The sequence below is a fragment of the Methylophaga sulfidovorans genome (assembly GCF_900114205.1).
Classification (GTDB): Bacteria; Pseudomonadota; Gammaproteobacteria; order Nitrosococcales; family Methylophagaceae; genus Methylophaga; species Methylophaga sulfidovorans.
On the sequence record NZ_FOSH01000010.1, the window covers coordinates 1 to 18,116 of the forward strand.

General features: G+C 41.1%; 21 protein-coding genes. 16 read left to right on the forward strand and 5 right to left on the reverse strand.

The window, feature by feature from the left end; all coding sequences use genetic code 11:
• The 3 genes from BM232_RS09400 to BM232_RS09410 form a co-directional block, all read left to right on the forward strand.
• Positions 1-319: IS1595 family transposase (locus tag BM232_RS09400; protein WP_143092266.1), on the forward strand; the 319-nt coding region annotated here is incomplete at its 5' end.
• Positions 320-352: 33 nt separating this feature from the next.
• Positions 353-586, forward strand: a complete 234-nt coding sequence (locus BM232_RS09405) for a hypothetical protein (RefSeq protein ID WP_091713903.1) — start codon at positions 353-355, stop codon at positions 584-586.
• 33 nt (positions 587-619) lie between these two features.
• Positions 620-1,237: an esterase/lipase family protein gene (locus tag BM232_RS09410; RefSeq protein ID WP_091713906.1), complete on the forward strand. Its 618-nt coding sequence runs from the start codon at positions 620-622 to the stop codon at positions 1,235-1,237.
• Positions 1,238-1,283: 46 nt separating this feature from the next.
• Here BM232_RS09410 and rnk read toward each other — a convergent pair whose 3' ends face one another.
• Together rnk and BM232_RS09420 are read right to left on the reverse strand one after the other, a co-directional pair.
• Entirely contained in the window at positions 1,284-1,700 is a 417-nt protein-coding gene (rnk, locus tag BM232_RS09415) for a nucleoside diphosphate kinase regulator (protein WP_091713908.1), read from the reverse strand.
• A gap of 300 nt (positions 1,701-2,000) precedes the next feature.
• Entirely contained in the window at positions 2,001-2,987 is a 987-nt protein-coding gene (locus BM232_RS09420) for a GGDEF domain-containing protein (protein WP_091713911.1), read from the reverse strand.
• Between the two features lie 247 nt (positions 2,988-3,234).
• On the opposite strand from BM232_RS09420, the gene BM232_RS09425 reads away from it, so the two are divergent.
• From BM232_RS09425 to BM232_RS09435, 3 genes are read left to right on the forward strand one after another with little or no spacing between them, the layout of a single operon-like run.
• Positions 3,235-4,209: a DUF2157 domain-containing protein gene (locus BM232_RS09425; RefSeq protein ID WP_091713914.1), complete on the forward strand. Its 975-nt coding sequence runs from the start codon at positions 3,235-3,237 to the stop codon at positions 4,207-4,209.
• Positions 4,206-5,261 carry a DUF4401 domain-containing protein gene (locus BM232_RS09430; RefSeq protein ID WP_091713916.1) on the forward strand — a complete coding sequence of 352 codons (1,056 nt, stop codon included), beginning with the start codon at positions 4,206-4,208 and terminating at the stop codon, positions 5,259-5,261. The genes BM232_RS09425 and BM232_RS09430 overlap by 4 nt, the downstream gene beginning before the upstream one ends.
• Positions 5,248-5,745 (forward strand): GDYXXLXY domain-containing protein, encoded by a 498-nt coding sequence (locus tag BM232_RS09435; protein ID WP_091713919.1) that lies wholly within the window; start codon positions 5,248-5,250, stop codon positions 5,743-5,745. Before BM232_RS09430 ends, BM232_RS09435 begins: the two co-directional genes overlap by 14 nt.
• A gap of 20 nt (positions 5,746-5,765) precedes the next feature.
• On the opposite strand, the gene BM232_RS09440 is transcribed toward BM232_RS09435, so the two are convergent.
• On the reverse strand, positions 5,766-6,824 hold the full coding sequence (locus BM232_RS09440) for a 3-deoxy-7-phosphoheptulonate synthase (RefSeq protein ID WP_091713922.1): 1,059 nt from the start codon (positions 6,822-6,824) through the stop codon (positions 5,766-5,768).
• A gap of 349 nt (positions 6,825-7,173) precedes the next feature.
• A complete protein-coding gene (locus BM232_RS09445; RefSeq protein WP_091713924.1) occupies positions 7,174-8,241 on the reverse strand; it encodes a TIGR03790 family protein in 1,068 nt (355 codons plus the stop codon).
• Positions 8,242-8,312: 71 nt separating this feature from the next.
• Here BM232_RS09445 and BM232_RS09450 point away from each other — a divergent pair, with 71 nt between their 5' ends.
• From BM232_RS09450 to BM232_RS09470, 6 genes are all read left to right on the forward strand, one after another.
• The gene (locus BM232_RS09450) at positions 8,313-8,768 is read left to right on the forward strand and encodes a DUF2127 domain-containing protein (protein ID WP_091713926.1); all 456 of its coding nucleotides are present in this window, start codon (positions 8,313-8,315) and stop codon (positions 8,766-8,768) included.
• Positions 8,769-8,838: 70 nt separating this feature from the next.
• Positions 8,839-10,485 (forward strand): GGDEF domain-containing protein, encoded by a 1,647-nt coding sequence (locus BM232_RS09455; RefSeq protein ID WP_091713928.1) that lies wholly within the window; start codon positions 8,839-8,841, stop codon positions 10,483-10,485.
• A 122-nt stretch (positions 10,486-10,607) separates the two neighbouring features.
• Positions 10,608-11,042: an OsmC family peroxiredoxin gene (locus BM232_RS09460; RefSeq protein WP_091713931.1), complete on the forward strand. Its 435-nt coding sequence runs from the start codon at positions 10,608-10,610 to the stop codon at positions 11,040-11,042.
• A gap of 78 nt (positions 11,043-11,120) precedes the next feature.
• On the forward strand, positions 11,121-11,345 hold the full coding sequence (locus tag BM232_RS15120) for a VOC family protein (protein WP_245752875.1): 225 nt from the start codon (positions 11,121-11,123) through the stop codon (positions 11,343-11,345).
• The gene (locus tag BM232_RS15125) at positions 11,333-11,518 is read left to right on the forward strand and encodes a VOC family protein (protein ID WP_245752877.1); all 186 of its coding nucleotides are present in this window, start codon (positions 11,333-11,335) and stop codon (positions 11,516-11,518) included. Before BM232_RS15120 ends, BM232_RS15125 begins: the two co-directional genes overlap by 13 nt.
• 64 nt (positions 11,519-11,582) lie before the next feature.
• Entirely contained in the window at positions 11,583-13,232 is a 1,650-nt protein-coding gene (locus BM232_RS09470) for an OpgD/OpgG family glucan biosynthesis protein (RefSeq protein WP_091713933.1), read from the forward strand.
• A 54-nt stretch (positions 13,233-13,286) separates the two neighbouring features.
• Here BM232_RS09470 and BM232_RS14970 read toward each other — a convergent pair whose 3' ends face one another.
• On the reverse strand, positions 13,287-14,975 hold the full coding sequence (locus BM232_RS14970; protein ID WP_218153328.1) for a prenyltransferase/squalene oxidase repeat-containing protein: 1,689 nt from the start codon (positions 14,973-14,975) through the stop codon (positions 13,287-13,289).
• A gap of 207 nt (positions 14,976-15,182) precedes the next feature.
• Here BM232_RS14970 and BM232_RS09480 point away from each other — a divergent pair, with 207 nt between their 5' ends.
• Genes BM232_RS09480 through BM232_RS09495 form a run of 4 tightly spaced genes read left to right on the forward strand, consistent with a single transcriptional unit; the run spans position 15,183 to position 17,963 of the window.
• Entirely contained in the window at positions 15,183-15,578 is a 396-nt protein-coding gene (locus BM232_RS09480) for a GFA family protein (RefSeq protein ID WP_091713936.1), read from the forward strand.
• 12 nt (positions 15,579-15,590) lie between these two features.
• Positions 15,591-16,790: a hypothetical protein gene (locus BM232_RS09485; RefSeq protein WP_091713937.1), complete on the forward strand. Its 1,200-nt coding sequence runs from the start codon at positions 15,591-15,593 to the stop codon at positions 16,788-16,790.
• A 51-nt stretch (positions 16,791-16,841) separates the two neighbouring features.
• On the forward strand, positions 16,842-17,471 hold the full coding sequence (locus BM232_RS09490) for an NUDIX hydrolase (RefSeq protein ID WP_091713938.1): 630 nt from the start codon (positions 16,842-16,844) through the stop codon (positions 17,469-17,471).
• Between the two features lie 27 nt (positions 17,472-17,498).
• Entirely contained in the window at positions 17,499-17,963 is a 465-nt protein-coding gene (locus BM232_RS09495; RefSeq protein WP_091713939.1) for a DUF2059 domain-containing protein, read from the forward strand.
• Positions 17,964-18,116: the final 153 nt, after the last annotated feature.

Here is an 18,116-nt window from a genome sequence, read left to right on the forward strand (position 1 = left end):
GATACCCATTATTAGACAGACGGTGAAACCTGACAGTATTGTCTATACCGATACTTGGCGCAGTTATAATGCGTTAGATGTAAGCGAATTTAAACACTATCGTATTAACCATAGTAAGCTTTTTGCCGATAAGCAAAATCATATCAATGGTATTGAGAATTTTTGGAATCAAGCTAAGCGCCACTTACGGCGATTTAACGGTATTCCAAAGGAGCATTTTCACTTGTTTTTGAAAGAGTGTGAGTGGCGATTTAATAACAGTGACCCAAAGAGTCAATTAAAACAATTAACTCAATGGGTTAAAGCGAATATGGGCTAGTTATCTGGATCAGCCCCAAATATAATTTTAGTAATGGCTGTCATTTTGTTACCAGCCTGCATGACCTTATCAGGTAACTATCAGGCATTTGCCTTTGATGCAGAAGGTAATCAGCTTAATGAAAATGTAATTCTTACTGCCAGTGGTTCCGGAATTTATACTCTACGTAACTCTGTATGCCATACCTATCCAGAGGCAACGTTAAGAATTATCGACCTGGATACAGGCAAGGAATTAGATGGTGAAAGTCCTTACCACTGTCATTAGATATGTGATTTGTTGTTTTAAATCGGCTCTGTCATGAAGCAGGTGTTATTTGTACATGGTATGGGCCGATCTCCTCTGTCAGCCTGGCCTATGCTTAGACGGCTTAGAAAACAGGGCATTAAAACATCGACATTTAGCTATTTCGTGTCCTCACAATCGTTTGACCTGATTCAGTTTAGATTGGAAAAACGCATCAGAGAAATAGCCCGTCAGGGTGAGTATGTCCTGATCGGTCACTCATTGGGTGGCGTTCTAATTCGGGCCGCATTGGCAAATCTGAATAACTCAGTCTCTTTGCCTGAGCATTTATTCTTGCTGGGGTCACCAGTCAATGCATCCCGTTTAGCGGTATTTTTTCGACAATATTGGCTTTTCCGTATATTGACGAAAGATTGCGGCGCTTTATTGGCTTCGAGCCAACGGATGCAGCAGATTCCTGCAAGTATTTGTACAACGACCAGTATTATTGGCGTGAAAGGCATAAATGGGTCGAAAAGCCCGTTTAAAGATGAGTTGAATGATGGGGTTGTATCAATATCTGAGGTTAGTGCTGACTGGATGACCGAGCAGATTCAGCTCCCTGTTATGCATAGTTTTTTACCTTCAAGCAGGCAAATATCTGATCGGATTATAGATAAATTAAGCTATTGATTTAATGGACTGGCTCAGGATAAAACTATCCTGAGCCTTTTTCTTTTTAGCGATGATATTCGCCAGCACGTTCTGGTTGATACAGAATTTCATCAACATGCACCCGAATAGCTTTACCGTCACGGCCAGGCCAATCAATTTCATCACCTTCAACTAAACCCAGCATGGCACTTCCGGCAGGTGCCAGAATAGAGATGGTTTTGCCATCTGTTGTCATGTCTTTTGGATAAACCAAGGTCAGACAAAAGGTTTGATTTGATGATGAAACTGAGAACCTGACTGTTGAATTCATGGTAACCACATTGGGCGGAATGGCGCTTGGTTCAACGATATCCGCACGTTCAAGTTCGGCTTCAAGATACATAGTTCGTTCAGCTTCACTGGACGGTAAAGTATCCAGAATATGTTCTAAGCGGCTTAAGTCCAGCTCTGAAACAATAATATTCGGTTGTGACACATTCATTTAATAACCTCTCAAATGCAAGATGTAGCTATGCTGCGATCACTTGCGATAGATAAAAAAGGGAATATAAAAATAGGCGAGGAACATCTACTGTTCTGGTCGCTATCATGCCACAAAGGTTTGAAAGTGGTAAGTCATATTCTGTTTTTCAGGAGGTTTTCTTATGGCCATCATGTAGAAATAAAATAAACGGTATTAGCTATATCACAATACAAAAGCCAGACCTCAGTTTTGGCTGATGTTGTCAGGTTAAAAACTGGAAGAGCAGTTGGAGTAGATTAATTTATTTAACACTCTGAATTAGCTGGGAATTGCAGAGGTGATTTCTACTCGGTTACGGCCGTTTGCTTTTCCTCGATAAAGGGCTTTATCTGCAGCTTTGATAATGCCATCGATATGTGTATGCGGTATCGCTGTAGAAGCCATACCGATGGTGACGGTCAGAGGTGAATTAAGACTAGGTATCACAAGTTCAGAGATGGACTGTTTAAGCTTTTCTGCCAGAGGTAATGCGGCGACTTCTGTTGTTTCCGGTAATAGTAATATGAATTCTTCGCCACCAAAGCGTGCCAAAATATCCGTCTGCCGAATGTTTTGTTTTAGACAACGAGCAACGTGTTTTAAACAAATATCACCAATGTCATGGCCGGATACATCGTTTACCTTCTTGAAATAATCAATATCAATCAGCAGTAGCGTCATAATGGATTGCTGACGTTTAGCTATTGCAATATTCGCTTCCAGTTGGAGATTAAATCCACGGCGATTAAGAAGCTCGGTTAAAGGATCATGAAGTGCCAGTTGTTCGAGCTTCTCTGTAAGCTCACGATAGCGGTTTTGAAAAAATAAGCCGAAATACATACTGACAAGAATAGTTATGGCTAACCAAAAACCTCGTGATACCGATTTTTTATGGTTATAAACTTCACCAGTAATATCAGTAAAAAATTGACCAAAAGCAGTACAAGCAATAATGGCAATAAATAAACTGATACCGATAATGATTGACTGTGTTTTGCTTCCAAATAGTGTTGCCATGATTGGATATAAGGGGAGTAAATAAGCGAACTGACTATTAACGCCACCTGATACGGCAATTAGAGGAATAATACTGATTAGGGCAATGAAAAAAAGTGCAGCCAGTTCATAGGCTGGATAACGGTTGCTACGTATAAACAAATACACCAGAAACACCAGTAGCGTATTGATGCTACCAATAACAGTAAAGTAGGATGGCAGGCTGATGAATAAGGGGCTGAGTAATGTGCCTGCTGCAACAGCAACCAATGAGACTAATGAAAATTGTAGAATGAGTTAATGGTTCAGTTGGGCATTTGATTGACCAGACATTGGTTGTTCCTGACCAGTATTATATATTTGAAGTTGAAGATTACATGCTTGTCATAAGTACCGCATTGACAATAACTTAGCATATTTTCTGATGAAAAATGATTATTGATATATCAGCCGAACAGACGACATCGCTAAGTTTCGAGAACATCAGTAGTGAACCGTATTAACCAAGGAAGAAAAATTGACTATCCAAAAACAATCAGCTGTTCTTGCATTATTTGAAGCAGGGGTGATTCCTAGTGAGAAAATGTCGGCTGCGTTGTCATTATTAGGATTAAAACCAGACAAACAAGGCTGGTTAACTATTTTTGAAAGGTTATTACTGTGTTTTGGCGGCTGTGCCATCGCCTTTGCAGTTATCTTTTTTATTGCCTACAACTGGGCAGATATGAGCCGCCTCAGTAAATTTACTTTATTGCAAGCCAGCATCATTATATCCGTTTTTTGTTATTGGCGTTTTGCACACACCATCCTGATTGGTCGTTTGGCACTACTTGTTGCCAGCTTGTTAGTGGGTGCGTTGATGGCATTTTTTGGTCAAACCTATCAAACCGGGGCGGATAGCTGGCAGTTATTCTTTTATTGGGCGCTGTTAATTACACCATGGGTGGTTATTTCACAGTTTTCTACACTGTGGCTGGTATGGTTAAGCTTACTTAATCTGTCATTGGTACTGTATTTTGATGTTTTTCATTCCGTATTCGGACTTGTTTTTGATTCAGAAAATAGTCTGTCCTGGAGTTTGTTTGGCCTCAACACCATAGCCTTAATCGTCTGGGAAATATGTAGTCAGAAAATAGTAAATCTTACCGAACGTTGGCCGCAGCGGTTAATTGCCTTAGTAAGTGGCTGGGCAATTACTTCACTAGTGATTTATACCATAGTGGATGAATCTGAAAATAGTTTCTCCCCCTTGTTTGTCTGGTTCATATGGATAGGTTTATTTATGTGGGTGTATCGCAGGCTTCGCACGGATTTATTTATGCTGGCAGGTGCTTGTTTATCTGCAATTATTGTCGTTGTGTCCATGTTAGCAAAACAGATTATAGATACTGGTGAGGAAGAGGCGTTGCTGCTACTGTCAGTCGTTATTATTGGAATGGGAGCTGGTGCGACATACTGGTTGAAACAGGTTCATGAGGAGATTGAATCATGAGTCAGCAAGATAATGTCTGGACTACGTTGAAACGAGCTGATTTGGTTGTAGGAGATAAACCTGAAAAACTGACAGCTGATACTCCCTGGTATATTAAAACCTTACTGGCAGTCGCTGGCTGGTTAGCATCGCTTTTTATCTTAGCTTTTCTTGGCTTAATGTATAACCAGCTATTAGAGTCAGTTGCGGCCGATATCATTCTGGGTAGTGGGATGATTTTTTTAGCCTACCAGTTACTGTTAAAACAACATTCTGATTTTGTTGAACATTTAGGCTTGGCGATTAGTTTGGCGGGTCAGGCTCTTTTTATCTTTGGCATCATTGAGTGGCAAAGCACGACATACCTGGCAAGCTGGCTGGCTGTACTTTGTTTAAACGTCGGACTAGTAATATTAATGCCACATTTTGTTCATCGCGTTATTTCTGCCTTTTTTGTTTGTATCTGTCTGGCAGGAGTGATGACAGAATTTGGTTTTTATTTTCTTGCTCTACCCACGGTTATGTTGATATGTGCATGGTGCTGGTTACATGAGTTTGACTCCGTACGCTGGCATAGACATCTTACAGCGATTGGTTATGGTTCTATTCTGGCTTTACTCCTAATTCAAACTACTCAGATATTTGATTCAGGAATGACGTTTCTGATGAATCAACGTGTGCTTGAGCAGTATATCTATTTTTCCTGGAGCTCCTTATTAGCTGTCGCTGTTATTCTCTACGTGACGGTGGCACTGATTAAACAGCATCAGACTCTGACAAAAGCGTCGTCTTTTTATATTCTTCTGTTGGCGATGATATTTGCTGGAGCGGCGTTTAATATTGCTGGTTTATATATTGCTGTGATGATCATGGTGTTAGGTTTTGCTAGTGGCCATCGTCTATTAATAGGCTTAGGTATTATCTTTTTACTGTTTTGCATCAGCCATTATTATTACGCTTTGAATACCACGCTGTTAATGAAATCCATTAGTTTATTCGTGCTGGGGATAGTATTAATTGGCTTGTATTGGTGTTTACCGAGATTATTTGGAGGTAAACATGAAGCTGGCTAAGATAATTTCAGTGTTGAGTTTATTAGTAATTTTGCTTGCCGTGAACTGGTCAATCTATCGGCAGGAGCAGGTGTTAACACAAGGTAAAACCGTATTACTGAAATTGATGCCTGTCGACCCCCGCTCATTGATGCAAGGGGATTATATGGAACTCAATTTTGAGCTGGCCAATCAGATTCGCAGACAATTGATTCAACAAAACACTGACACAGCAAGCTCAGGTAAACTTAAGACACAAGATGGCTATGTGGTAGTAAAAATAAATCAGAATCAGGAAGGTGAATTTGTCAGAATCGATGACGGTGAAGCTTTAGCTGAAAACGAGTTGCGATTATTTTTCCGAGTCAGACACGGCAAGATTAAATTTGCTAGCAATGGCTTTTTTTTCCAGGAAGGAAAAGCATCAGAATATGAAAATGCCAAGTTTGGTGAGTTCAAGGTGGGGGAGGATGGCAACTTACTTCTCGTTGATTTGACTGAGTAAGTTACCATCACATTTTATGCCTAGACATGCTGTTTACGCACTTTCTGATATAAAGTTGTTAATAGCAATTCCGTCTCGTCCCAGCCGAGACAAGCATCGGTGATAGATTGACCATACACAGGCATATCCGTATCGCACTGTTTGCCTGCTTCAATATAGCTTTCCAGCATCAGCCCTAATATGCCAGTGTTACCGGCAAGATATTGATCAACTACATGCTGGGCTATACCAACTTGTCGATCATACTGTTTTAATGAGTTGTCGTGGCTACAGTCAATCAATACTTTTTCGCGACAGTCATTTGCTGAAAGTTGACTGAGTGCATGCTGTATTGAGTCAGCATCATAATTGGTCAGCCCTTGTCCTCCCCGTAAGATAAGGTGAGTGTCTGGATTACCTAGCGTATTGATAATACTGATTTGTCCATTATCGTCTATACCCAGCGTATGGTGACTACGCGATGAGGCATGCATGGCATTGATTGCACTGCTGATGCGACCATCAGTGCTATTTTTAATGCCAACCGGGCAGGGTAGATCACTAACCAGTTCACGATGTGGTTGCGATTCCGACGTTCGAGCCCCAATAGCAGCCCAGCTGATGAGGTCGCTCAGGTAGTTCATCACAAGAGGGTGGAGTGCTTCAGTAGCCAGTGGTAAACCTAAGGCTGACAGTTGCAGTAATACCTGTCTTGAACGATGTAAACCCAATGCCATATTGCCACGTCCGTCTCTTAGCGAATCATAGGCAAGCCCTTTCCATCCATGTGTTGTTCTGGGTTTTTCCACATAGGCACGCATGACAATAAAAAGTGCATCATCCATGTCTCTGGCAAGCCTTGCTAACCTTTTTCCATAATCTAATGCGGCTGTTTCATCATCAATAGAACAAGGCCCCACAATCACCATGAGGCGGTTATCCTGGTTATTTAGCAGTTTGCTAATGTGCTGCCGTTGTTGCTGAATCTGTGATGACAACTCAGTACTTAACGGTAATGTATCCCTGAGTTGCTTAGGCGTTGGCAATTTCAACTCATCGGAAGCTAACTGATGTTGTTCACTTTGAATGGTTGATGTCATGAGACATGGCTCCTTAAACAGTGGAGACCGGACTGAGTCAGAATAGGCATATCAAATACTCTCTACATATAAAAAAACCCCGGTGGACTGACTGACCATTCGGGGTTCTTATGGTAGTCAGCGAATGCCGGACTACCTTGAACTATTAATTAAGTTTATAGGCGATCCGGCTTCTGGCTAAAAAAATAGCCATAAGCAAACCACCAATACATAACAACGCTATCTACCAGAGGTAGACATTGCCTAATTGAGTTTGAAGCAAGGGTTGTTTGTAAGTTCATAGACTTAATTCTAGGCTATCAAATGGATTTTGAAAACCTCTTGTCCTTATTAATTGTTGATTGTGAGTTTAATGACACCAAGGACAGGCAAGAGGTTCGCCGACAAAAAGACCTTCTCCTGGCTGTTGCACTGATTTCCAGTAGGCTTCTATTAATGTGTCGCCGTCAACATAGCTTGGGATCAGGATCTGTGCATTAGGAAATTTTTGTGGGTAGTTACATGGTTCAATAACGGTACCATAGCTACCTGTAACACCTGCTTCCAGCCAGCGAAAAGCTTTCATCTGACCCTGACTACTGATACCTGCACCACCGGTCGAAGTAAGATGATCAGCAATCGCACCAGGAAGGTAATGATTAGTTTTGATATCTGGCACTTGGGTGTACCCCGTCAGATAAAACAGAATATTGTTTTTATCTTTTATACTTGTGCCGTTTATACGAAGATGATCATCAATATAATGAATATTTATGCCTTTTTGTTCAGGCCATATATCAGCGAATTTCTTAAACATTCGCCAGCGTGTGCTCCGTTGAGCGTCCTGGGTTCGAACTAAATATGCCTCTCCATTCGGCTGACTATTGTCTGCTTTAATACCTCTGTCTATAAGCTCTTTAGCATCTTCAAATCGACGACCACTTAACATCATGCTTAGTCGAATTGAATCGCTTTGCCATAATTGCTGAGGTTTTGCATTAAAAAAAGGGCTATTAGCAGTGACATGACAACCTGATAAATTTTTTTTATTGTGGCTACAGTATTTCTCGTCATACCCCAGGCTAAATGCACTGGTGATAGACATACAACCAACACGATACGGTGCATGCCAGGTCAGCAATAATACTTTTATATTGTCGGTCAGGTAGGGTTTGATTTGCTGTTGGATATCAGCAAATTGGCTGGGACTTATCGTGCTATTGTTTAACTTGCTTAGCTTTATACCGACAAGTTGTGATTTTGGCACATCTCGCTTTTGAGCATAATAATCAGCAATTTTTCTGGACAGCGAATCATTTTGCTTAAATAAAATAAGTACATTATTCCCTGTAAGCTGTTTTGCTTGCTCTGCCGAACTAGGCATGACCATCACAAAAACTGAAGCAATAACAAAGATGAGTTTAAATAATGATGACAAGTGATATTACTCATTGATATAAGCGCTTAGTCTAAGCAAGTAAAAAGCCTAAATCAATGAAAGGAATAGGAATGAACACGTCACAAACGGGCTTACGTTTAATCGCGATAATGGAGGCATCAAAAGGGGGATTAGCCTTACTGATAAGTCTGGGACTTCATGCCTTAATGGGCCATAACATAGAGCAGTTGGCTGAAAAGCTCTTCAGTCATCTTCATCTTAATCCAGCCAGTCATTATCCAAATATTGTGTTATTGGCATTGGCAGATATAAACAATACGAAATTAATGATAGTCGCAATAGCGGCATTGCTTTATAGTCTTCTCCGTTTTGTCGAAGCCTATGGTTTATGGCATAAGTACCGATGGACCGAGTGGCTGGCTTTAGTCAGCAGTGTTGTATATTTACCATTTGAGCTTTATGAACTTTACCAAAAAACTGATGTATTAAGCGTACTATTATTAGTAATTAATACCTTGGTTATCATTTATTTAGCAGCTGTTTTAAATAAATCCAAGGGCATATAATGCTTGTGTGCAAGTAAATCAGTGATTAGTATGGGGTCAATAACCTACAAATTAGGTAAAGGTCATTTTGATGAGTGAAAAGTCTAGTCCCAAGACAACGGCAAGGTGGCGTCAGCAATTTATCGAACTCAGTCATGAGCTTGAGCAACAAAAGACTTATGAACAGTTACTGGAACGAGGTCTCTCTCGCTTAGCATTGGCAGCTAATGGCATGGATGTCTGTCTTGATCCGCATCTTGATTCACTTAGAAAAAATCTTCGCGCCTCTATCAGAGATAAAGCTGAAGTTGAGCACATTCTCACAGAGATTGAATCCGCCATTACCGCAATGGATGCAAAAAAAGCCTCTAAATCGAATATTGTTCAACTACTTATAGCGCTAATAGATAAAGTCAGCTGGCCGAAATCGAAAAAAAAGCAGTTTGATAAAGTTCGTAAACGTGCTGAAAAAAGTTCGGACACACAATTATCAGAAATTCTTGACGAAGTTGCCCGCCTTATCGAGGAAAGTATTACGCCGCAAAAAGGGAAGGAACGAAACCGTTTTTTTTCCCAGTTCTTGCCGCTCAAACAGACAAAGTCTTCTCACTCTCTGATTGAGAAGGAGATGGTAGAGCTAGACAGTGATGAAAGCGATACGACAGAGTTTATTCGTCAATCGCAAACCGATGATTTTACTCCGCAGATATTATTAACAGAGTTATTAGAACGACTATCTCTGCCAACGGAGTTAAGTTCAAAAGCGTCAGAATTAAGATTGAAAATACATAATGGGCTTAAAACGGAAGAGGTGACAGAAACCATTTCTTCCATTGCTAATCTGGTAAGTGAGCTCAGCTCATCTGCGATGGCAGAAAAAAAAGAATATGAAAAATTTCTGCGTGACTTAACAAAAAAAATCACTTCGCTTGATAAACATCTGTATGAAGTGGTTCAGGAAGATCTTTCTGCTTTTGAGCAAAGACACAAACTGGCCGGTGATGTTGAACAAACCATGGTTGAGTTAAGAACAGATGTGGAAGGTGCGGTTGATTTTGTTGAAATAAAATCTGTCCTGAGTCAGCGTTTGGACCATCTTAACGAGCAAATTACCAATTATCAGCAAGCCGATAATACCCGCTTTACTGAGTCACAAAAGCAGATTGAAGCTTTAACCCTGCGTCTGCATGTAATGGAGTCTGAAGCAAACGAACTTCGGCTGGCGACCAGCAAAGCCCGGGCGCTGGCGATGAAAGATCCTTTAACCGGAATATGGAATCGTCAGGCTTTAACTGAAGTATTACAGACCGAATATAGCCGCTGGGCACGCTACCAAAAACCCCTAACGATGGTGGTATGGGATGTTGATTACTTTAAAGCGGTGAATGATAAGTTTGGTCATAGTGCAGGTGATGTGGTGTTAAAGACCATTGCTCGTATTTTTAAAGACTCAACAAGACAGGCTGATTTTATTGCACGTTTTGGTGGTGAAGAGTTTGTCGGTTTGTTTCCTGAAATCTCCCTTGAGCAAGGGCTGGAAATGGCCAATAAAGTTCGTCTTACAATCGAAAATACCCAATTTCAACATAATGGTATTTCTGTTCCTATTACAGCATCAGCTGGTCTGGCAACCTTTGAAAAAGGCGACACTATTGAAGATGTGTTTACCCGAGCTGACAAAGCATTATATGAAGCTAAAGGGCAGGGACGAAATAATTGTCAGATAGAAAGAAAGTAAATTCAGGAACTATCTAAGGCAATATGACTGTCAACTAAAACAGATATTTAATAAGGCAAAGTAAAAAGCTCTGAATATCGTTAAGGTTAATCCTTATATGTTTAATTCTAAAAGGAGACAGTATGAGTATTGTGAAGACTGGTTCGGCCATCTATAAAAGCCTCGGCAAAAAAGGAGAAGCCAGTGTCAGTACTGAAACACCGGCACTCAAGGATCATCCTTATGGTTTTACTAGTCGATTTGAGGGTGGCAAAGGTACCAATCCTGAAGAACTGTTAGCAGCTGCGCATGCGGCCTGCTTCACCATGGCGCTCTCTTTTGCATTGGAAGGAGAAGGCTACAAAGAGGGTGATTTAAAAACTGACGTATCCATCTTTCTCGATGAAGACGGTGATGGATTTCGTATTAGCCGATCAAAATTATCTCTTACCGCTAATGTGAAAGGCATCGATGAAAAAGAATTTGATCGTATTGCTCATGAAACTAAATTAGCTTGTCCTGTTAGTAAGCTATTTAATGCCGATATAGAGTTGGAATATACGCTCAACGTGGCATAAACGCGGACAGTCGAACTATCGGCCTCACATAATAAATAGTATTTAATTATGTGAGGTCATTTTTTATGGATACTCGTTATGCATATTAAGTCACTTGACCACTTCGTTTTAACGGTTAACTCGATTAACGACACGGTTGATTTCTATTATCTTATTTTAGGAATGGAAAAAATCACCTTTGCAGAGAATCGTGTTGCGTTATTATTTGGTAGTCAAAAAATTAATCTGCATGAACGAGATAAAGAGTTCGAGCCCAAAGCACAACACGTCAGGACTGGAAGTGCTGATTTATGTTTATTGTAGAAACCCCTTTAACCAGGGTTATTGCTGAACTTAACCTCAAACAGGTAAAAATTATCGAGGGTCCGGTGATAAGGACAGGAGCTCAGGGGGCCATTGAATCTGTTTATCTTTATGATCCAGATGGCAACCTTATTGAATTATCTAACTATATAGACGGTGAGGCTTCGGCCTAATAAAAATAGTCAACAGCAATCAATTTGCTTGTTTGTCAGCAAGTATTTTAATCAGAGTGAGTTTATGGAATTGAACCTATTCCCAAAGAAAAATGATAAACCTAGTTTGAGTCATGCCAGCGCATCATCTACCTTGCTAAGGCATATTGCAATTGGTTGTGCATTGGCTATCGGTCTTGCCTCCAGTCAGCTCAGTTATGCCGTTACTGATCCTGTATCGCCGCCGGCGGGTGAGAAATTCAGCTATGCCTGGTTAAAAGGCTATGCCAGAGCATTATCTGAAAAAGCCTATATCAGCCACAAGGGTGAGTTACCTAAAAGCATTAAGGGTATGAGCTGGGATGATTACCAACAATTACAGTTTAAAAAAGATAAAGCACTTTGGCGAAATGATGACAGTGAGTTTCGCGCTGAACTTTTTCATTTAGGTTTGTACTTTGACACCCCAGTTCATATTTCTGAATTAAAAGATGGTAAAACAACGCCTATTGAATATTCATCCAAGATGTTTGATTACGGTAAAACGGGTATCGACGGGCAGAAATTACCAGAGGATCTGGGCTATGCTGGATTCAGACTGCAGTTTCATACTGACTGGAAACGGGATGTGATTGCTTTTCTGGGGGCCAGTTATTTCCGTGCCGTGGGTAAAGAAATGCAATACGGTTTATCTGCGCGAGGACTTGCCGTAGATACGGCTATGCCAAGACCAGAAGAGTTTCCTATGTTTACCCATTTCTGGCTGGAGCAGCCAAAGCCGGGTAGTGATGTCACTACCGTTTACGCACTTTTGGATTCTGAGAGTGTGACAGGGGCTTATCGCTTTGATATTCAACCAGGAGACCGGTTGAAGGTGAAAGTTGATGCGGCGCTGTACCCACGTAAAGCGATTGAACGTTTAGGTATTGCCCCGCTGACAAGCATGTTCATGATCGGTGAAAATGATAAACGCACCGACTGGGACTGGCGACCTGAAATTCATGATTCTGATGGTTTATCAATTCATATGGGCAACGGTGAGTGGATTTGGCGTCCCTTAACCAATCCTCGTAATCTGAGATTTAATGCCTATGCAGATAATAATCCTAAAGGCTTTGGCCTGATGCAACGTGATCGTAAATTTGATCACTATCAGGATGATGGCGTGTTTTACGATCGCAGACCCAGCTTATGGATTGAACCTGAAGGTAATTGGGGTAAAGGTTCAGTGCAGTTAGTTGAGATCCCAAGCTTAGATGAAACTTTCGATAATATTGTGGCTTTCTGGAATCCGGATAAACTAGTCAAACCCGGTGAAGAGTTACTATACAGCTATAAAATGTACTGGGGTGGTGTGCCGCCAGTTGAGCCTGAGCGTGCCAAAGTAGTGGATACTTTCACCGGTATTGGTGGTGTGATTGGTCAGCATCGTAACTATTACAGCAAACGCTTTGTCATTGACTTTGCAGGTGGAAACTTGTCAATGTTAGGTGATGATACCGAAGTAAAACCTGTCATTACTACTTCAGCAGGTAAAGTTGAAATTACCTCGGCCCGACCACAGCATGCGATAAACGGTTATCGTGCCATGTTTGATGTTGTGCCACCTGACAATAGTACCGATCCGATCAACCTGCGTGTTTATCTGGAATCCGGAGGACAGCCATTGACCGAAACTTGGATTTATCAGTGGACACCACCACCGCAAAATGAGCGTGATCTACATAATCCTTAGAAACTCTCTTTGCTGATAATAAAAGGCGGCCACATCACAGGCCGCCTTTTTTATTTAGTCATATTCACCAGCGCGAAGCAGAGGCAATAGCTCTGCAAGAGGACGTTCAGGTAAGTCCATGAACACCTCTGTGCCTTCAGGCTCGTTTTCAAGCATGCTCAAAAGCCCATTTACGCCATGGCAAACCGCATCTGTCCTGACTTTTTGCGAGCTGAAGTTGTTAATAAAACCACCCATTGCCTGCTTGGGATTACTGATATTGTAAGTATTGTTTTCATTATAGGTATTTTGTAATAACCAACGACTGGTCTTATGCATGGCCTCACGATACTGATCACAGTCACCGAGCTTCTGCTGTTCACAAAATGGCACCATTTCACCCATGACTTCATTTATCCAACCATTGCCACTGGTAGTCATTGCATCTAGATAGCGACCATGATTATAAGCATCGTCAGGTTGATCTATCTGGCGTTCCACTAACATATCAGCAATTTGTAATATGGTTTTCTGATAAACAGGCGTTGGATCCACTTTGGCCAAATCAATTAATGCCATCATTATCCAACTGGAAGAGATGGAATTAGCCGGGCGATAATCATCGCCCACCAGTGCACCATGTAAACCAACTTCACGCACCAACTGGCTGGCGACCAGTTTGGCACCATCTAAATAGTCTGCGTTATGGGTTGTGGCATAAAGTCGTGAAAGGGCAGAGACAACCTGACCGGAATAAAGAATCGACTGTTTGTCGTTATAGGTCCATTTATCATTGTCACATTGGGCTACCGGAGTCACAACGCCATCATCATTAACCATTTTTAATAGCCAATCACCGGCTGATTGAGCTGATTTCAGGTATTTCTCTTCATCCGGGTTCATTTGATGTAACAACAACAGGGTGAAGATCGTTTTAGATGTGGTGCCGACCACAATACGACATGTTTCTTTATCAGTATCAGGATCCACTCCGTAATCAAATCCGCCAGCATTGGGACCTGATGTTAACTGTCTGTCGAGTAAGAATTGTGCCATCTCGTCAAAGTATGACTGTAATTCAATATCTTTCTGGAACTGATTTAATCGAATCAGTGTATTGAGCGTGGTGGCAGAGTATGTTGTTCTCAGAAGATGTTCAGAACTATCATGCTCAGCATCGTAAAATTTGAACACACCAGCGTAGTCGCCATTTATAGTACGTAATAAATAGGCTTTGCTCTGTTTTATTTGCTGCTTAATACGCTCCTTATCAACATGGCGGATGATGACACGATCCCCCTGCAGCTCATAGGCTTTATCTTCATTGTTCACCATGGAATAAACGTGATCTGGATGATAGTCAAAACTGATTTTGAAATAATAATCATCCAAATCAGTTTTCGATTTAATAATCTTGCCGTTTAAAGATGTCTTTGTGGCTTGTTGAAGAGCTTCCGTCAGAGAGGCTCCTGAAGCCTCACCTTTGCCGACTTCTTGACCTTGATGAAAGCTAGTAATGTGAACTCGCCAATGCGTTTGTTGGGAATGGTTATTCCATTCTTTTTCGAGTGTTGTCAGCGCCGTTTTTGTTTCGTCATCCTTATTTGATATAGCAACGTCACGAACATAACGAACTACTTCCTGCCTGAAGGTTTGATGATTAATCTGTAAGGTCTCATTCTCTAATTTAGTTTCCGCGACATCGGCTTGTACCAGAGGCATAAATAATATAGTCACACACATGGTGACAATCAGTCTCATCATCTGTATCTCCTTTTGAAACCATGAACTAAGAAATATTCAGTGTTGGAGTGATGAAATGTGAAATATATCCATATCAATTAAGAATTATTGAAAATCACACATTCAGAAAACGGGAATGATCCTGTAAGCTTTCTTCAATATAGTCGCAGTTATCAATGGTGACCCCTAAATGCGAGTCGTCATTATTCATGTTTTTACGAGGTATATATGTTGAAAGGAAGTTGTCTGTGTCAATCTGTTCAGTATGAGATTGATGATGAACTTGGGCCCACGATGATCTGCCATTGTGAAAATTGTCGAAAAACCAGTGGTTCTGCTTATGCGATCAATGCAGCAGTAGAGACCAGCCATTTTCATTTAAAGACAGGTATGGACGCTGTAGCTGAATATGAATCTTCACCAGGCGTTTTTCGCGTGTTTTGTCAGCACTGCGGCTCACAGCTTTATAGTAAACGTGCGACGATGCCTGAAATAATAAGACTCCGGTTAGGTACACTTGATACGGTAGTAGATATCAAACCACAAGCGCATATATTTGTTAGTTCAAAAGCAGCTTGGCACCAGATTTGTGATGATATACCGCAATTCGCTGAACGCCCATAAGCTTATTTTGTAATGATACTTAATATTTCTATTATCGTTATCGCCTTAATGGTGGCCGTTTATCTAGCTTTTTCTAAACGATTAAATCAATCCTCATCATGGAAGGCGACGGTCACACCGCTGGCATCGATTATGGGGAGTGGTTTCCTTATCAGTGCACCACTGCTTGCCAATACGGTGGGTAATTTTGCTGTGTTCAGCATGATAGCCTTATTACTCTTAGCCTATGCAGTGGGTCATGCAATTCGCTTTAATATCCGTCATTTTGAACCTATAGAACATAAAAAGGGGACAGCACAGGATATTGCCTTTCTGTCGAGGATTGTACTGTCAGCCGCATACTTTATTTCTGTGACTTATTATCTGCAATTGCTCGCTGCTTTTGTTCTTAATGCTATCGGTATGAGTGGTGATATTTATGCCAATATTATTACCACGGCTTTGTTAGTCGTGATTGGCGGCATTGGCATGTGGCGTGGACTTGGCGAATTAGAAAAAGTCGAGACATATGCTGTAAGTCTAAATATGGGCATGATAGTCGGGCTTCTGTTTGCGTTATGTGTCTACAACATACATTTAGTGTTGGGTGGCGAGTGGCGCTTACCTGATATTTCTTCGGCCATTGACCTGCACGATTTCCGGGTATTGTTGGGCTTATTGATTGTGGTACAGGGTTTTGAAACGTCACGCTATTTGCAAGAAGAGCATTCGGCAGATGAACGCATTAAAACAATGCGTACCGCACAAATTGCTTCGGCCATTATCTATGTGTTGTTTATCAGTTTGTCGACGGTGCTTTTCCACTCAGGACTGGATGCGGATGTGACCGCAATTACCAATATTATGTTACCGGTTGCAGTTGTTTTACCGATATTGATTTCCATTGCAGCCGTGGGTAGTCAGTTTAGTGCCGCAGTTGCTGATACTTCTGGTGCCGGTGGTTTAGTACAGGATGTTTTGCGGCATAAGCTGCCTATACGCTATGTCTATCTCATCATAATGATTGTCACTATTATGCTTACCTGGGCAACCAATGTGAATGAAATTATCGCTTATGCATCACGGGCTTTTGCATTATTTTATTTTCTTCAAAGTCTGGTTGCTAGCATTCTGGCTCATCAGCAAAACCATGCCTGGCAGAGTCGTTTTTTTGCACTGATTGCGTTGATTTGTTTGAGTGTATTTGTATTTGGTATACCTTCAGGTGGCTAAACATATAAGTCGTGTCAACCTTGAGCATAATGATGCGAAGGAGGGGAACTGATGGAAAATATTTGGCTGCAAGCCGTAAAACGGATACATGCCATTGCCGAGACAGGACGTGAGTTCAGTCATAATGAATACGATCTGGAACGTTATCAGGATATTTCAACTTTAGCCCAGCAGTTATTAGCTTCATTAGCTAATAAGCCTCTGGCGGCCATTGAAAATCTATTTCGCCCTGATGTCGATGATGGTGGCTACATTACGCCGAAAATTGATGTGCGTGGCGTGGTGTTTAAAGATAATCGTGTGTTGCTGGTTAAGGAAAAAATTGACGGTTTATGGAGCTTGCCAGGTGGTTATGCCGATTTAGGACTGTCTGCTGCCGAGAATACAGAAAAAGAAGTTTTTGAAGAAGCCGGTATTCTGGTTAAGGCTTCACATTTATATGCTGTGAGACATAAAGCCAAAGGCGAATACGCACCAGATGTCCGTGATTTTTATAAGCTGTTTTTCTTGTGTGATGTATTGCCGGCTCAGGAGATAAAAGCCGGTATGGAAACCGAAGATGTTGGCTATTTTTCCCTGGATAAATTGCCACCACTTTCTACCGGGAGAGTTATAGCCTCTGATATAGAACATGCATGGACGTTTGTTTGTAATCCTTCACAACCTACGTTATTTGATTAAAAACCTTTAGTATCCAATGGAGATGAAATGAAATTTATTCACGTTTTTGCTCTGGCATTATTTTTAGCTGCCAGTCAGGTAAGCCTCGCCGATACAGCATCAGAAAAAGAAGCAGCAGAGCTGATGCAAGCGGTGGGCATGAAGTCAGCATTAGAACAATCGATGGAACAGATGCTGGATATACAGATCAACAATAACCCATCATTGGCACCATTTCGTTCAGTGATGTTGACGTTTTTCAAAAAGTATATGAGTTATGAAAGCTTAAAGCCTGACATCATTCGAATTTATGCTGATGCATTTACCGCAAAAGAACTAAAAGATATCCGTGAGTTTTATGCCAGTAAAACCGGACAAAAAGCGATTAAGCTGATGCCGCAGTTAATGCGTCAGGGTGGTGAAATTGGTGCTAAACGTGTTCAGGCGCACATTGGTGAATTAGAAGAAATGATCAAAGCCGAAGCAGCACGCCTTAAAAAAGAAGCAAAATAATTGAATGAAAATCAAACCAGTATGAGCGACTTATACTGGTTTGATTAAATGTCCGTCCCTTTCCCTGCATTAACCTGACCTTAACTCTCCTTCAGTAATACTCTAACTTAATAATGAGCTGTACTCAGCGTTAGCTATGAGTGATTCATTATT

Bases quoted from the DNA above. Each gene is read 5' to 3' on its own strand.
- BM232_RS09405 (WP_091713903.1), top strand. From the start codon at position 353: ATGGCTGTCATTTTGTTACCAGCCTGCATGACCTTATCAGGTAACTAT.
- BM232_RS09410 (WP_091713906.1), top strand. From the start codon at position 620: ATGAAGCAGGTGTTATTTGTACATGGTATGGGCCGATCTCCTCTGTCA.
- rnk (WP_091713908.1), bottom strand. From the start codon at position 1,700: ATGAATGTGTCACAACCGAATATTATTGTTTCAGAGCTGGACTTAAGC.
- BM232_RS09430 (WP_091713916.1), top strand. From the start codon at position 4,206: ATGAGTCAGCAAGATAATGTCTGGACTACGTTGAAACGAGCTGATTTG.
- BM232_RS09435 (WP_091713919.1), top strand. From the start codon at position 5,248: ATGAAGCTGGCTAAGATAATTTCAGTGTTGAGTTTATTAGTAATTTTG.
- BM232_RS09440 (WP_091713922.1), bottom strand. From the start codon at position 6,824: ATGACATCAACCATTCAAAGTGAACAACATCAGTTAGCTTCCGATGAG.
- BM232_RS09450 (WP_091713926.1), top strand. From the start codon at position 8,313: ATGAACACGTCACAAACGGGCTTACGTTTAATCGCGATAATGGAGGCA.
- BM232_RS09455 (WP_091713928.1), top strand. From the start codon at position 8,839: ATGAGTGAAAAGTCTAGTCCCAAGACAACGGCAAGGTGGCGTCAGCAA.
- BM232_RS09460 (WP_091713931.1), top strand. From the start codon at position 10,608: ATGAGTATTGTGAAGACTGGTTCGGCCATCTATAAAAGCCTCGGCAAA.
- BM232_RS15120 (WP_245752875.1), top strand. From the start codon at position 11,121: ATGCATATTAAGTCACTTGACCACTTCGTTTTAACGGTTAACTCGATT.
- BM232_RS15125 (WP_245752877.1), top strand. From the start codon at position 11,333: ATGTTTATTGTAGAAACCCCTTTAACCAGGGTTATTGCTGAACTTAAC.
- BM232_RS09470 (WP_091713933.1), top strand. From the start codon at position 11,583: ATGGAATTGAACCTATTCCCAAAGAAAAATGATAAACCTAGTTTGAGT.
- BM232_RS14970 (WP_218153328.1), bottom strand. From the start codon at position 14,975: ATGATGAGACTGATTGTCACCATGTGTGTGACTATATTATTTATGCCT.
- BM232_RS09480 (WP_091713936.1), top strand. From the start codon at position 15,183: ATGTTGAAAGGAAGTTGTCTGTGTCAATCTGTTCAGTATGAGATTGAT.
- BM232_RS09485 (WP_091713937.1), top strand. From the start codon at position 15,591: ATGATACTTAATATTTCTATTATCGTTATCGCCTTAATGGTGGCCGTT.
- BM232_RS09490 (WP_091713938.1), top strand. From the start codon at position 16,842: ATGGAAAATATTTGGCTGCAAGCCGTAAAACGGATACATGCCATTGCC.
- BM232_RS09495 (WP_091713939.1), top strand. From the start codon at position 17,499: ATGAAATTTATTCACGTTTTTGCTCTGGCATTATTTTTAGCTGCCAGT.